Source organism: Streptomyces sp. NPDC096311 (assembly GCF_044763085.1).
In the GTDB taxonomy this organism is placed as follows: Bacteria; Actinomycetota; Actinomycetes; order Streptomycetales; family Streptomycetaceae; genus Streptomyces.
The window spans coordinates 128,536-142,321 of record NZ_JBIWFN010000023.1; the positions used below are offsets into that span (position 1 = coordinate 128,536).

General features: G+C 69.1%; 15 protein-coding genes. 12 read left to right on the plus strand and 3 right to left on the minus strand.

Going from position 1 to position 13,786, the window contains the following annotated elements; translation table 11 throughout:
* Positions 1-7: 7 nt before the first annotated feature.
* Genes ACIRA5_RS42805 through ACIRA5_RS42820 form a run of 4 tightly spaced genes read left to right on the plus strand, consistent with a single transcriptional unit; the run spans position 8 to position 3,969 of the window.
* Positions 8-724 (plus strand): 2,3-diphosphoglycerate-dependent phosphoglycerate mutase, encoded by a 717-nt coding sequence (locus tag ACIRA5_RS42805; RefSeq protein WP_403700749.1) that lies wholly within the window; start codon positions 8-10, stop codon positions 722-724.
* A gap of 21 nt (positions 725-745) precedes the next feature.
* Complete coding sequence (locus tag ACIRA5_RS42810; protein WP_403700752.1) at positions 746-1,492, plus strand: alpha/beta fold hydrolase; 747 nt, start codon at positions 746-748, stop codon at positions 1,490-1,492.
* On the plus strand, positions 1,489-2,556 hold the full coding sequence (locus ACIRA5_RS42815) for an SMP-30/gluconolactonase/LRE family protein (RefSeq protein ID WP_403700755.1): 1,068 nt from the start codon (positions 1,489-1,491) through the stop codon (positions 2,554-2,556). Before ACIRA5_RS42810 ends, ACIRA5_RS42815 begins: the two co-directional genes overlap by 4 nt.
* Before the next feature lie 60 nt (positions 2,557-2,616).
* Positions 2,617-3,969: an MmgE/PrpD family protein gene (locus tag ACIRA5_RS42820; protein WP_403700758.1), complete on the plus strand. Its 1,353-nt coding sequence runs from the start codon at positions 2,617-2,619 to the stop codon at positions 3,967-3,969.
* 69 nt (positions 3,970-4,038) lie between these two features.
* On the opposite strand, the gene ACIRA5_RS42825 is transcribed toward ACIRA5_RS42820, so the two are convergent.
* Positions 4,039-4,278, minus strand: a complete 240-nt coding sequence (locus ACIRA5_RS42825; protein ID WP_403700761.1) for a hypothetical protein — start codon at positions 4,276-4,278, stop codon at positions 4,039-4,041.
* 105 nt (positions 4,279-4,383) lie between these two features.
* On the opposite strand from ACIRA5_RS42825, the gene ACIRA5_RS42830 reads away from it, so the two are divergent.
* Complete coding sequence (locus ACIRA5_RS42830; protein WP_403700764.1) at positions 4,384-5,298, plus strand: helix-turn-helix transcriptional regulator; 915 nt, start codon at positions 4,384-4,386, stop codon at positions 5,296-5,298.
* 17 nt (positions 5,299-5,315) lie between these two features.
* On the opposite strand, the gene ACIRA5_RS42835 is transcribed toward ACIRA5_RS42830, so the two are convergent.
* Positions 5,316-6,236, minus strand: coding sequence for a helix-turn-helix transcriptional regulator (locus ACIRA5_RS42835; protein ID WP_403700767.1), 921 nt, complete (start codon positions 6,234-6,236; stop codon positions 5,316-5,318).
* 180 nt (positions 6,237-6,416) lie between these two features.
* Here ACIRA5_RS42835 and ACIRA5_RS42840 point away from each other — a divergent pair, with 180 nt between their 5' ends.
* The 4 genes from ACIRA5_RS42840 to ACIRA5_RS42855 all read left to right on the plus strand — a co-directional run bounded on the left by ACIRA5_RS42840 (position 6,417) and on the right by ACIRA5_RS42855 (position 10,405).
* Complete coding sequence (locus ACIRA5_RS42840) at positions 6,417-7,865, plus strand: MFS transporter (RefSeq protein WP_403700770.1); 1,449 nt, start codon at positions 6,417-6,419, stop codon at positions 7,863-7,865.
* A 44-nt stretch (positions 7,866-7,909) separates the two neighbouring features.
* The gene (locus ACIRA5_RS42845; protein ID WP_403700773.1) at positions 7,910-8,761 is read left to right on the plus strand and encodes an aldo/keto reductase; all 852 of its coding nucleotides are present in this window, start codon (positions 7,910-7,912) and stop codon (positions 8,759-8,761) included.
* A gap of 139 nt (positions 8,762-8,900) precedes the next feature.
* Positions 8,901-9,680, plus strand: coding sequence for an SDR family oxidoreductase (locus ACIRA5_RS42850; protein ID WP_403700776.1), 780 nt, complete (start codon positions 8,901-8,903; stop codon positions 9,678-9,680).
* 104 nt (positions 9,681-9,784) lie between these two features.
* On the plus strand, positions 9,785-10,405 hold the full coding sequence (locus ACIRA5_RS42855; RefSeq protein ID WP_403700778.1) for a flavodoxin: 621 nt from the start codon (positions 9,785-9,787) through the stop codon (positions 10,403-10,405).
* A 269-nt stretch (positions 10,406-10,674) separates the two neighbouring features.
* On the opposite strand, the gene ACIRA5_RS42860 is transcribed toward ACIRA5_RS42855, so the two are convergent.
* Positions 10,675-11,151, minus strand: coding sequence for a winged helix-turn-helix transcriptional regulator (locus ACIRA5_RS42860; RefSeq protein ID WP_403700781.1), 477 nt, complete (start codon positions 11,149-11,151; stop codon positions 10,675-10,677).
* A 49-nt stretch (positions 11,152-11,200) separates the two neighbouring features.
* Here ACIRA5_RS42860 and ACIRA5_RS42865 point away from each other — a divergent pair, with 49 nt between their 5' ends.
* The 3 genes from ACIRA5_RS42865 to ACIRA5_RS42875 all read left to right on the plus strand — a co-directional run bounded on the left by ACIRA5_RS42865 (position 11,201) and on the right by ACIRA5_RS42875 (position 13,775).
* Positions 11,201-11,386, plus strand: a complete 186-nt coding sequence (locus ACIRA5_RS42865) for a hypothetical protein (RefSeq protein WP_403700894.1) — start codon at positions 11,201-11,203, stop codon at positions 11,384-11,386.
* A gap of 388 nt (positions 11,387-11,774) precedes the next feature.
* On the plus strand, positions 11,775-12,161 hold the full coding sequence (locus ACIRA5_RS42870) for a hypothetical protein (RefSeq protein ID WP_403700784.1): 387 nt from the start codon (positions 11,775-11,777) through the stop codon (positions 12,159-12,161).
* Positions 12,162-12,500: 339 nt separating this feature from the next.
* Positions 12,501-13,775 (plus strand): FAD-binding oxidoreductase, encoded by a 1,275-nt coding sequence (locus ACIRA5_RS42875; protein WP_403700787.1) that lies wholly within the window; start codon positions 12,501-12,503, stop codon positions 13,773-13,775.
* The last annotated feature ends 11 nt before the right edge of the window (positions 13,776-13,786 follow it).

Below are 13,786 nucleotides of genomic sequence, written 5' to 3' on the forward strand. Positions count from 1 at the left end.
AGACACCATGAATCACCCACGGCCCGCACGGCGACTGGTGCTCCTGCGGCACGGGGAGAGCGTCTGGAACGCGCAGGACCTCTTCGCCGGCTGGGTCGACGTCCCGCTGTCCGAACGGGGGCGGGACGAGGCGCGCAGGAGCGGAGAGCTGATGACACGGGCCGGGCTCCTGCCGGACGTCGTGCACACGTCGCTCCTGAGCCGCGCCGTCACCACCGCCGACCTCGCACTCGACGCCGCCGACCGGCACTGGATCGACGTCCACCGCAGTTGGCGCCTCAACGAGCGCCACTACGGGGCCCTACAGGGCAGGAACAGGAAACAGGTCCGCGACGAGTTCGGCGAGGAACAACTCCGTCGGTGGCGGAGGTCGTACGAAGTCCCACCACCCTCCGCCGAACAGGGCGACCCCCTCAGCCAGAGCACCGACGCCCGCTATCGCAGGCTCGGCGTTCGGGTTCCGCCGGCCGAGTCCCTCAATGACGTCCTCGCCCGCCTGCTGCCGTACTGGGAATCGGCCATCGTCCCCGACCTGCACGCGAACAGAACCGTCCTCGTAGTGGCCCACGGAAACACCCTGCGGGCCCTGGTCGGACTCATCGACGACCTCTCCGGCGACGCCATCGCCGGCATGGACATCCCGACCGGCGTCCCTCTGCGCTACGACCTCACCGTCGCGCTCCGGCCCGTCGTTCTCGGCGGTTCCTACCTTTCGGCCCACTGACAGATCAGGAGGTGACCTGCCATGTCGGCAGCACCGATCAAGGAACGTCCACCCTTCGTGCTCCTGCACGGCGGCCGCCACGGGGGCTGGTGCTGGAAACGCGTGGCTTCCGCGCTACGGCAGGAAGGTCACGTGGTGTATACGCCTACACTGACCGGCCTCGGCGAGCGAGCCCACCTTCTCCATCCCGGAATAGGCCTTGACACCCATGTCCAGGACCTCGTCTCGACGTTCGAGTTCGAGGACATCAAGGACGCCGTCCTCGTGGCCCACAGTTACGGGGGCATGGTCGCGTCCGGTGCGATGGAGCGGATCGCCGACCGGGTGCGCGGAATCGTCTTCCTCGACGCGCACCTTCCCCGGACCGGAGAGTCGCACGGGGACATGGTCGGCCCCGTCCGGGCCGCCGGCCACATCGCGATGGCGCAGGACGGCGGCGAAGGCTGGTACATCCCGCCGTCCGACGCCTCCTGGTACGGCGTCACCGATCCGTCGGACGCCGCATGGGTCAACAGCCGTACCACCGCACAGCCGTTGAAGACGTACCAGGACCCGGTGGGCAACACCGACCGCGCCTGGAGCCATCCCGGCATGTTCATCGAATGCGTGCCGTCGACCCTGGAACCGCACGCCCTGGACAGGGTGCGAAAGCGGCATGCCGACGACGACCGGTTCCAGTACCGCGTCCTGGATGCGACTCACGACGCCATGGTCACGGCACCCAAGGAAGTCACGGCACTCCTTCTTGAGGCGGTGGACGTCGGATGAGGTTCACACATGTCCTCGGCCGGGGTGTCCGCCCCGGGCGGCGCCGCTCTATCATCGCCGCCGGCCTGGCCGGGGCGGTGCTGGTGGCCGCCTGCGTCACCGGTGCCGTCGCCGAAGGCTCGCAACCGGGCTCCAACGGCGTGCCCGCAACCGAGGCGAAGACCATCACCGCCCGCCTGTTCGCCCAGGTCGCGCCGCTCGACCCGCCCGGCCCTCTCGGCCACATCACCGCTCTGGAAGGGCCGGCCTTCGGTCCGGACGGCAAGCTGTACATGGTCCACTCGACCGCGCCGACCGGCCAACCCGATGTGATCGCACTCGACCTCCGCACCCGCGGGACAAAGGGCATTCACCAGGCCTCGACGAGCATGTACACCTCGCTGCAGTTCAGCCCGGCCGACGGCAAGGTCTACCTCACCGACCTCAACGGCAAGATCGACCGGATGAACCCCGACGGCACCGGATTCACCACCGTGGTCTCGGGCGACGTACTCGGGCGACCGCTGGCGGCCGACGACATCGCCTTCGACCGGGACGGCGCCCTGTTCGTCACCGACTTCCAGGGCACGCCCTGGAAACCGACCGGCCGGGTCATCAGGTTCGATCCGGACGGCACACACCCCACCCTGCTGATGGACGGCCTGGCCGGGGCGAACGGCATCTCCTTCGATCCGGCGTACTCGGCCCTGTGGGTCAGCGAGTTCCGCGCCGGACGCACCGACTATCTGCCGCTGTCCGCCGACCACAAGAGCGTGGTCGACCCGAGCGTCGGCATGTACGGCGACGAGGGCGTGGGCGGCTTCGACTCGAACGCCGTCGACGCCGACGGCAACATCTACCAGTGCGCCTTCGGCGACGGGAAGATCTACGTCTACAGCCCCCATGGCGCCCTGCTGGCGACCATCGTCGTGCCGCAGACGATGCCGGCTCCGGAACTGCTCACCACCAACCTGGCGATCAAGCCCGGAACCCATGACGGCTACCTGGTGGTCGGCGGCGACAACGGCGGATTCGTCTACACGTTCCGGGCGCTCGGCATCGGACAGGCCCAGCCCAACGGCTAGGGCCCCAGACGCCGGCGCCTGGCCGGTATCGGACTCGGAGCAAGGGGACGTACACACATCATGTCTCGATCGACGACTCTCACTCTCGCCCAGTACGCGGCCTCCACCTCGGTGGAGCGGATTCCCGAGGAGGTACGCGATCGTGCGAAGCAGGTGATCCTGGACGAGATGGCCAGTGCCCATTTCGGCAGGGAACAGCCGGCCGGCACCCTCGCAGCGCGCTACGTCACAGCTCAGGCCGGCCCTCCTGAGGCCCGCGTGCTGGGTACTTCCCTGCGGGTTTCCGCTCCCCTCGCCGCTCTCGCGAACGGAACCGCGGGCCACGCGGACGAGATCGACGGCGCGCATGTCGTCGGCGGCCATCCCGGCGCGACCCTGGTCCACGCGGCCCTCGCCGTGGCCGAGCGGCAGTGCTCGGCCGGCGCGGAACTCCTGAACGCCGTGGTTCTCGGCTATGACATCGGAGTCCGGCTCATCGAGGCATGCGGCGGTCTGTTCGGCGTCAAGGAACGGCGCCATCTCAACGCGGACTTCCTGCACGCGGTCGGCGCCGCGGTGGCGAGCAGTCGACTCATGGGGCTCACACCCGAGCGGTACTGCCACGCGATGGCGCTGGCCACGTTCCAGGCGAACGGGTTGGTCGCTCTGTTCCAGGAGAAGCGGCACATCAGCAAGGCGTTCTGCAACGGCCAGTACGCCATGGCGGGCGTCAGTGCCGCGCTGATGGCGGCCACCGGGTTCGAGGGGTGCGAGGACATCCTGGGCGACCCGCACGGTCTGTTCGACGCCTGGGGAGCGGACGGCGCCGTGGAGACCGTGACGCGTGGCCTGGGCCAGGACTTCGCGGTGATGGGAGCGAACTTCAAGTTCGTACGGGCCGGCTACCCGATCCACGCCCCCGTCGAGGCGGCCCTGTCGCTCGTCGCCCGCCATGCCATCGGCACCGAGACGATCTCCGCGGTGGAGGTGGGGATGCCGGCCCGTGCCCTGCGGGTCGTGGACGACCGGCGGATGCGCAACATCTGCCTTCAGGACATGCTCACTGTCGCGCTGTTGCGCGGTGGACTGAAGCTGAACGAGACGCCCTTCCCCGCTGTGCTCGACGACCTCGCCTTCGCCCCTCTGCGGAGCAGGATCACCCTGGTCGTGAACCCTCTCCTGGAAGCCGAGGCCCCCAACGGCCGCGGAGCCGTCGTCACCATCACGACCCGGGACGGCAGGGCCGTCACCGAAAGAGTCGACCACCCACGCGGCCACAGCGCGCGGGGCGGTGTCACCTGGGACGAGCTCACGGCCAAATGGCAGGAAGCGGCCTCGGCTCAGGACGTGGACTCCTGGACCGTCAGTGCCCGCAAGCTCGACGACCTCGAACACGTGGGACAGCTTTCGGGTCTGTTCGGCGAGCGGCCGTAGTCCTCGTACGCAGTCGCCCGACGCCTGTGTGCCTCGGAGTCGCTCCTCCGAGGCACACAGGCGTCGGCGTCAGCGGGTGCCGAACGTGTCCCGCCGGATGTTCTCCGGGGCGGGTCCGCTGCACAGCCCGGTGTCGAGGGCGTCGATGTCGGACACCTCGTCGGGCGTCAGCGTGACGTCGAAGACGTCGAAGTTCTCGGCGATCACGATGTCCTTGAGCCGCGCGGTCGCGCTCGTGGCGCTCGGCCACACGGCGTACAGGGCCGCCAGGGCAAAGAGCCTGACGTGGTCGAGGGTCCTCTCGCGCACGCGTCATGTGCCAGACCGCGCTGTGCCGGGGAACCGTGTTCCAGGGTGTGACAGGGCCCCCCACGCGCCTACCGAACGGTCGCCCGCGTCCGCACACTCGAAGGCATGACACGTGAGCAGCCCACGAGCGAGGGCACCGAGCTGGGGCGCTTCCTGCGCGACCGCCGAGCTCGGATCAGCCCCGCCGAGGCCGGTTTCACTGTGGGCTCCGGGCCGCGCCGCACGCCCGGATTGCGCCGCGAGGAGTTGGCCACGCTCTCCGGCATCAGCGTCGGCTACTACATCCGCCTGGAACGCGGCAAGGAAACCAGGCCCAGCGCGTCCGTCGTCGACTCCCTGGCCCGGGCGCTGCGCCTGGAGGAGGACGAGCACGAGTACCTGCGCGGTCTGGCCGCCCTCGCCGCCCGTATCGCGCCGGAACCTCCCACGGCACCCAGCAGGACCGTCCGGCCGGGCGTGAAGTTGTTGCTGGAGAGCCTGCGGCCGAACCCGGCGCACGTCGTCAGCCGCACCGGCGACCTGCTCGCCGCCAATCCGAGCGGGCTGCGCCTGCTGACCGGCATCGAGGAATGGCCGGCCAGGCAGCGCAACCTCGCCCGCTACCTCTTCCTCCACCCCACCGCGCGTACCCTCTTCCACGGCTGGGCCGCCCAGGTCCGCGGCTCCGTCGCCCGGCTCCACGCGCTGGCCGGCACCGACCCCGACGCACCCGACCTCACCCGGCTCGCGGGTGAACTCCTGCTCAAGAGCCCGGAGTTCGCCCGCCTCTGGGAGCGCTACGACGTCAAGGTCCACGCCTACGGCCGCAAGACCTTCCACCACCCGGAGGTCGGCGACCTCACTCTCGGCCACCAGACCATGGAGCTGGAGGGCACACCGGGCCACCGGCTCATCACCCACCACGCCGAGCCAGGCACCCCGGACTACGACGCCCTGGTCCTCCTCGACCTGCTCGGCTCCCAGCCGGCACCGCGCGAACCGGCCTCGTCCCGGGACGAGACCACGTCGTCCTCCACCTGAGCCCGCGCTGGGGTTCGTCAGGACTGTGCGCGCTGCTGCTGGTCGGCTGCCTTCGCAGGCGGCTGACCCGCGGGCCGGGACACGGTCATGTCGAGCAGGAGCATGGCGTCGTGGTCGGGGGTGCCGGGGTCGGCGGTGTAGACGCCGAGACGTTGGCCAGGGGTGCCCTCCAGATACATACTCTGACCGCTGAGGGTGAGGGTCCCGACCTGGGGGTGATGGAAGGTCTTCCTGACGTTCTTGCGCCCCACGACGTCGTAGCGCTCCCACAGCTTGACGAACTCGGGGCTCTTGAGCAGGAGTTCACCCACGAGGCTGGTGAGGTCGGGAGCGTCCGGGTCGGTGCCGGCCAGGGCACGGAGCCGGGCGACGCAGCCACGGGCCTGGTGGTCCCAGTCCGGGAAGAGGGTGCGCGCGGTGGGGTGGATGAAGAGGTAGCGGGCGATGTTGCGCTGAGTGGCGGGCCAGTCGTCCAGCCCCGCGTACAGGGCGAGGCCGCCGGGGTTCCAGGCGAGGAGGTCCATGCTGCGGCTGATGACGTAGGCCGGGCTCGGACGCATCGTCTCCAGGACCAGCTTCACGTGCGGGCGCACGGTTCGGCTGGGCGGCGGCGGGGGCTCGGGGGCGTACCGCGCGGCCAGGGCCGCGAGCTCGCGCAGGTGCTGGTGTTCGGCGTCGTCGAGGCGCAGGGCGCGGGCGAGGGCGTCGAGGACCGCGGGACTGGGCCGGGTCTCCTTGCCGCGCTCCAGGCGGACGTAGTAGTCGATGCTGATGCCGGAGAGCGTGGCCAACTCCTCGCGGCGCAGGCCCGGGGTGCGGCGCAGGCCGGTGCTCATGGTGAGACCGACCTGGTCGGGGCTGGTCTGGGTGCGACGCGCGCGCAGGAACCGGCCCAGTTCCACGTCGGCGCTCCTGCTCCTGCTCTGCTCAGCTGCCATGACCTCAGTCTCACACCACACTGACCTGCGCGGCAGGCGTGTGGGGGGCCCTGTCGCACCCCTGAACGGCGCTCCCCGGCACAACCCGGCCTGCCACCGGAGCCGATCAGGCGCGAAGCTCGATCTCCGTAAGCCCCCAGCCTTCAAGCACTCGGCCTTCCCAGTTCAGGAGATCGTCCCTTGTCCACGCCCGCCTCGCCCATATCGCCCCAGGTCGGTGCGGTCTCTCCGCCGCCGCGGACCACGTCCGGCGCACGTCCGGCGCTGGCCGCCGTGCTGCTCGGCTTCTTCACGATCATGGTCGACGCGATGATCGTGAACGTGGCCCTGCCCTCGATCGGACGCGGCTTCGACAGCGGGATGACGGGCCTGCAGTGGGTGGTCGACGGCTACACCCTCGCCTTCGCCGCGTTCCTGTTGTCCGCGGGCGCGGTCAGTGACCGTATCGGGGCCCGGCAGGCGTTCGCCGCCGGCCTGGGCCTGTTCGTGGTGGCGTCCGCAGTCTGCGCCATAGCGCCGAATCTGGGCGTTCTGGTGGCGGCGCGGCTGGTGCAGGGAGCCGGGGCCGCGGTCGTCGTTCCGTCCTCCCTCTCCCTGCTGCGGGAGACGTTCCCCGATCCGGCGGCCCGGGCGAGGGCCATCGCCCTGTGGGGCGTCGGCGGCTCCGTCGGCGCCGCCGCCGGACCCGTGGCCGGAGGGCTGCTCACCCTCGTCGACTGGCGGATGATCTTCTTCGTCAACCTGCCCGTCGGCGCGGTGGCCCTGCTGCTCCTCAGGCGCGCCCAGCCCTCCCCGCGCCAGGAGGTGCCCTTCGACTGGATCGGCCAGGTGGCGGCCGTGGCCACCATGGGCGCGCTGACGTACGCGGTCATCGAAGCCGGTGCCGACGGGTTCGGCACCGGGCGGGTACTGGTCGCCTTCGCCCTGGCGATCGTGGCAGCCGCCGTCTACCTGGTCGCACAGGTCCGTGGACGGCATCCGATGACACCGCTGCCCCTGCTGCGCTCCCGCATCATGTCGCTCTCGGTCGCCATCGGGTTCGCCCTGAACGTCGGCTTCTACGGAATGATCTTCCTGCTGGGGCTGTATCTCCAGCAGGTGCACGGGCTGAGCGCGCTCGCCACCGGCGTGGCCTTCCTTCCGATGACCGTACTCACCGCTTTCATGGGCCCCGTCGCCGCCCGCCTGGCCACCCGGTTCGGTGCGCGGATGCCGGTGATCAGCGGCCAGTCCCTGATCACCGCGGGCCTGCTGGCGATGGTGGCCCTCCCCGCCACCGCACCGGTGTGGCTGACCGTGCTCCTGATGGTGCCCGTCGGCGCGGGCGGTGCGATGGCCGTGACCGCGCTGACGGCGCTCGTGCTGGAGAAGGTGCCGGCCGAGCGGGCCGGCGTCGCGAGCGGTGTGCTGAACGCGGCCCGCCAGCTCGGCGGCGCCCTGGCCGTCGCGGTCTTCGGCGCGCTCGTCGCCGACCGGACCGGGTTCGTCTCCGGTCTGCACACCAGCCTGCTGATCGCCGCGGCGGTCGTGGCCGTGAGCGTCGTAGCCACCGTGCTGCTGCGCACTCGCGCCCCTCACCAGACTCCGGCCGCCTCCACCGACGCGGGCCCGCGCCCGCTCGAAGGCTGACCGCTCACCTTGCCCCAACCCTGTCCAACGCAGAAGGAAAACCCATGCAGACCGTCACCCTCAACAACGGCGTAGAGATGCCGATCCTCGGTTTCGGCGTCTTCCAGATCCCGGCCGACGAGACCGAACAGGCCGTCACCGAGGCCCTCGCGGCCGGCTACCGGTTGCTCGACACGGCCGCCGCGTACCAGAACGAGGAGGCCGTCGGCCGCGCGATCAAGAACAGCGGCGTCCCGCGCGAGGAGCTGTTCGTCACCACCAAGCTGTGGGTCGAGGACGCGCCCGCGCAGGAGAACACCAAGCGCGCCTTCGAGACCTCGCTGAACAAGCTCGGCCTGGACTATCTCGACCTGTACCTGATGCACCAGCCCTACGGCGATGTGTACGGCCAGTGGCGCGCCATGGAGGAGCTCAACCGCGAGGGCCGGACCAAGGCGATCGGCGTCGCCAACTTCTACCCCGACCGGCTCCTCGACCTGATCATCAACAACGAGATCACGCCCGCGGTCAACCAGATCGAGACCCACCCGTTCTTCCAGCGCGTCGCCGACCAGGAGCTCATGCGTGAGCACGGGGTGCAGCTCCAGTCGTGGGGCGGGTTCGCCGAGGGCAAGAACGACATCTTCACCCACCCGCTGCTGAGCGAGATCGGCACGAAGCACGGCAAGTCCGTGGCCCAGGTCGTGCTCCGCTGGCTGACCCAGCGTGACGTCGTCGCGATCCCGAAGTCGGTCCGCCCCGACCGCATGGCGGAGAACTTCGACATCTTCGACTTCGAGCTCACCGACGGCCAGATGTCGGCCATCGCCACCCTGGAGACCGGTGCCTCACTGTTCTTCGACCACCACGACCCGGCCATGGTCCAGTGGCTCAGCTCGCGGCGTCTGGACGGCTGAACCGGCAGGCGGTGACCACCGCCGCAGAACTCCCGCGCGCGGGTGCCCACACCCTCCTGGGGCCGAAGCGCCCGCGCGCGGGGGTCTCCACCGCGCCGCCGCCCTCGCGGCGGCACCCCCTCACGACCAGGGCCTCATCATGTCCCAGAACCAGAAGATCACCGACGTACTCATGGTCGGCGCGACCGGCAGCATCGGGCAGTTCGCGGTGCGCGCCGCACAGCAGCACGGCCTGCGCCCGCGGGCGCTCGTACGCGACGTGCGGCGAGCCGAACAGCGGCTCCCCGACGTCGAGCTGGTCCAGGGAGACCTGGAGGATCCGGCCTCCCTGCGGCGTGCGGTCGGCGGAGCCGACGCGATCGTCCTCACCCACGGATCCGGCGCCGACTCCCGCCCGGACGCCCGTGCGCACGTCGACTACGGCGGCGTACGCAACATCCTGGGAGCCCTCGACGGAGCCCGGCCCCGGGTGGCGCTGATGACCTCCGTCTACTCCACGCGCAGCGACATCCCGGGCAACAGCCCCTGGAAGCGGCGCTCCGAGCGCCTCTTGAGGGCCAGCGGCCTGCCCTACACCATCGTCCGGCCCGGATGGTTCGACCACGCGGGACCCACCCAGCGACGCCTCGTCCTGGAACAGGGCGGTACGGCCGACGGCGGGATCGCCCGCGACCAGATCGCCGAGACGCTGGTACGCAGCCTGCTCACGGTCACCGCGCTGGGCAAGACGTTCGAGCTCATCGCCGCCGAGGGAGTGGAGCCGTCGGACTGGGTGGAGCTCCTCGGAGCTCTCAAGCCCGACGAATCCGGCTCCGTGGATGGTGTGCTGGACCCCGCGGACCTCCCTGTCGAAGGCGAGCCGCGGGCACTGCGCGACGATCTCGACGCCGTCCGTCTCCTTCGCGGGGCCAGCGGATGACGGGGCGCGGACCAGGAGCAGAACTGGGCGCCGGGAAGGACCGGCCCGCCGCGCCGGGGCGGCGGGCGCTCCTTCGCGGCGTACTTCTGGGAGGAGCCACCGTCATGACCGGTGTCCAGATCACGAGCTGTTCCCCGTCGCGGTCGGGCGGACCCGCACCGGAATCCACCGAGCGACCGGCCGCGACGACCTCGCCCGGGACGCGGGTCCTGCTGGCCTACTTCTCCCGAGCGGGCGAGAACTACTACAACGGCGGGCGCAGGAATCTCAGGACCGGTAATACCGAGGTCCTCGCCAAAATGATCGGCGAGCGCGTCGAGTGCGACGTACACCGCATCGAACCCGTCGACCCGTACTCGGACGACTACGACGAGACGGTCGCCCGCAATGTCCGCGAACAGAACGCCGATGCGCGGCCGGCCATCATCGGCCCCCCGTCCTCGATCGACTCCTACGACGTGGTGCTGCTGGCCAGTCCCATCTGGAACGTCAGAGCCCCGATGCTCATGTCGACCTTCGCCGAGAGGTACGACTTCACCGGCAAGACGGTTCATCCGGTCACGACGTACGCGATGAGTGGACTGGGCACCACCGAGCGCGACTACGCCGCGTCGTGCCGGGGCGCGACCATCGCGGAAGGGCTCGCGGTACGCGGCGAGGAAGTCCGGGACGCCGACACCGAAGTGCGGTCGTGGCTGCGGCGTATCGGGGTTCTCCGGGACTGACCCCGCGCCTCGAACGCCCCAGGGGGCGCCTGCCGAAGGACGACGTCACCTGCCGTGCTTGACGTGATCGACGCAGGGACGGGCAGCCGCCGGCCTTCGTCGGCTGCTCGGTCCCCTTAGCCGTCACCGCCGCCACGGCTGTGGCCACCAATGCCGCCTCCAGCAGGAACCAACAGTTGTTCCCGAAGAAGGTTGGCGCCCACGGTTTCGGTGGCCCCCGATGTGCGGGGCCTCCGCCTTCGGCCCCGTTGACCCGAAGGGTGACCTCATCAGACCTGGTCGGCAGAGACTCCTCCGGGACCTCGCCTCCGATGGCCGTGACGGGCGCGCATGGCGTCGCTCGCCGCCGGGCCGGCGGTGAAGGCACAGGCGTCACTGCCGTCGAGGCGGCGGCCGGTCGACGCGTCGACGACGACGGGGTCGACCTCCTCGCCCGTGGCCGTGTCATTGAGGACCATGCTCCGTCCCTCCCGTGCGAGGCGGGAGTTGCCCCACGCCGTCAGCGCCACGATGACCGGCCACAGGGAGCGCCCCAGCGCGGTGAGCACGTACTCGTGACGCACGGGGTTGGTCTGGTAGGGGCGGCGCTCCAGCAGGCCGTCGGACACCAGGGCCTTGAGCCGGTGGTGCGCATTTGAGGAGACGCCCAGGTTCTCCTGGAACTGATCGAAGCGGGTGTAGCCGTCGAAGGCGTCCTGAAGGATCAGCAGAGTCCACCACTCGCAGACGTGCCGCGCCGGCCACACACCGGGGTCACAGGGGATCCTCGTCGAGGCTGCGGAACGTCGCTACCTCATCGCCGGTGACTGCGTCTACCTCTACGACAACTGGCACGGCGACGACGACGCCGACCACATTCCTCCGGGCTACTACACCAATCTCGTCGCCCACGAGGAGAGCCTTCGCAGGATCGAGTCGCTCGACTGCGAGGTGATCCCGAGCCACGACTCACGTGTCGTGGAGCGGAAGATCTTCACTTGACCCACGCCCCGCCGCTTACCTGAGCGTGTCGGAGACCGGGCACAGACGTGGTCGCGGGCACACCCCTATCAGAAACCCGATCCGCGTGGGAGGAAGGTTGGGGGGCCCTGTCATTACCCTGATCAGCGCTCCCTGGCACAACACGGCCTGTCGCACGGTGGGCCCTTCCCGCAGGGTGGTCATGAGCGCGGAGGTCCCGCGCGCTCCTGGTTGGCGCGCCGTCGGTGGCGGGCCCACCACCGGTGCACGGAGAGCGTGAGGCCCATACGGTCGCTCACGACGTGAGCCTCGTCCACCGGAGTTTTCCGGAGCGCCGCACAGAGCGAAGTTCTCACGTTCCCACCCCCGGACGAAGGTCGAGTGAATGCAGACGGTCGAAAGGAGGCGTGTGCCACGAGACGGAGCACCCCGGTTCGTGCTCGCTCTGGCCGCCCTCCTGGTGACCCTGCAGTTCATCGGCATGACGGTACCCACCGTGTCGTCCGCACTCGCCACCTCCAGTTCTGCCTCGGCATCCCAGGAACCGTCAACGCACGTGGCCCTCACCGACGACGCCGACGAGTTCACCACGTGCGGCAAGGACGGGCAGATCGCGAACCGCGCTTCCTGGGCGGCGGGCCGTGACCGGCGCCGCGCCACCGCGACACCCTCCGTCGGTGGTCTCAGAGCGTACGAGTTCAACGCACCGTGTCCAGGCGTGCTTGCCGCGTCGCACGCCGCGTCGGGTTCCTCGGGCAACCCCTCACTCGCGTCACTTCAGGTGTTCCGCTGCTGAGTGGGCCGGCAGGCCATTCCGGCACCGTGCCCCACCCGCGCCGACGCCTCATCGGCGGCGCTCAGCGAGAACCCCCTCATCTGCGGCCATGAGCCGGCCCTGCCCGTGGCAGTCGAGCGCGCGATGACGACCTGATCCGCGTACCCACGGTGCACGACTGAACTCACGTACGCCGCTCCCCCCTTGAACAGAGCCTGTGTGTGAAGCCGAAATACAAAGTGATCGCCCTGATGACAGTTGCCGTGCTGGCCATGGCGGCGCTCGTCCATGTCAACCTGCACAACGTACGGGACACGAACCCGCGAGGATCTGACCGGATATCCGGCTGGGGTATGAACAATGCTTCGTAAGCTGCTGTTCTGGAGCATTACCGTCCTGTTTCCGCTCCCGCTGGTTCTCACCTACGATTCTGTAGCCACCGCACCTGGACCCCTGAATTTCTACATATTCCTCGGACTGGTCTCCTACACCTGGTGGCTGCTGTCCATCCTGCTCAGTGTGAGGCCGTCCTGGCTGGACCGTTTCGTGGGCCTGCCGTCCGTTTACGGCCTGCACGGGATGCTCGGCGTGCTGGCCATCGCCACCGCCTATGTGCACCGCGACTACACCTACTCGCCGAGCCTTCTGGCCCGCGACCTGGGGGATTGGTCGTTCTACGGAGCGCTCGGAGTGCTGTGCTTCTCCGTGTTCTTCATGAGCGGGTGGCTGGTCGACAGGTCGAGACTGCTGCTGAGGGCCAAGGGAATTCTGGAGACCGTTTTCCGACGTCGGCTCTCTGTGTGGATTCATCGGCTCAACCTAGTGACCGTGGGAATGATCTGGCTGCACGCCCACCTCCTGGTGAGAGTGAATCAGTACTTTGCGTTCATGACGCTCTTCGATTTTTACACCGTGACGACGTTGGGCATCTACGCCTGGAAGAAGTGGATCGCGCCCGACACCTATCTGACGGGTACGGTCATCGGCAATGAAACACTCGGCAGGATGACCCGCAGGGTGTCGGTGCACCTCGACAGCAAGGCCGCCACCCTGCGAGCGGGCGATTTCCTCTTCCTCAGTTTCGAGGGATCCTCCGCTGTCAGTAGGGAATGGCATCCCTTCTCCGTGACCGACGACAACCGGGAAACACTGACTTTCACGATCCGTCAGCACGGAGACTTCACCCGCCGCCTCGACAGCGTCGAGACGGGAACCCGCGTGCGTCTGGAGGGGCCGTTCGGCCGCTTCGAGTCGATCGTCCAGAACCAGGACCAGGAAACTCCGCTCGTCTTCGTAGGGATGGGCGCGGGCGTGGCTCCGCTGCTCAGCCTGGTGGCAGCCCACCACACGACGCGGGACATTCATCTGCTGTGGGCAGTTCGCAGCCCTGAAGACACCTATTACCGCGATGTGCTCAAGAAGTACCAGGCAGCACCTGACAGCCGATTGCAGGTCACCGTCAGAGTCGGCCGTTTCCGCCGCGAGGATCTCGCCGGCGCACTGCCGTCAGAGGCGGTCAAGAAGGGCGCGTTCTTCATCGTGGGCCCGAACCCCGCCGTATTGGCGAACCAGCGCCTGCTGTGGCGAACGGGAGTCTCCACGCGGCGAATACACCAAGAACGACTCACCATGTAGAAGGAGTTCAC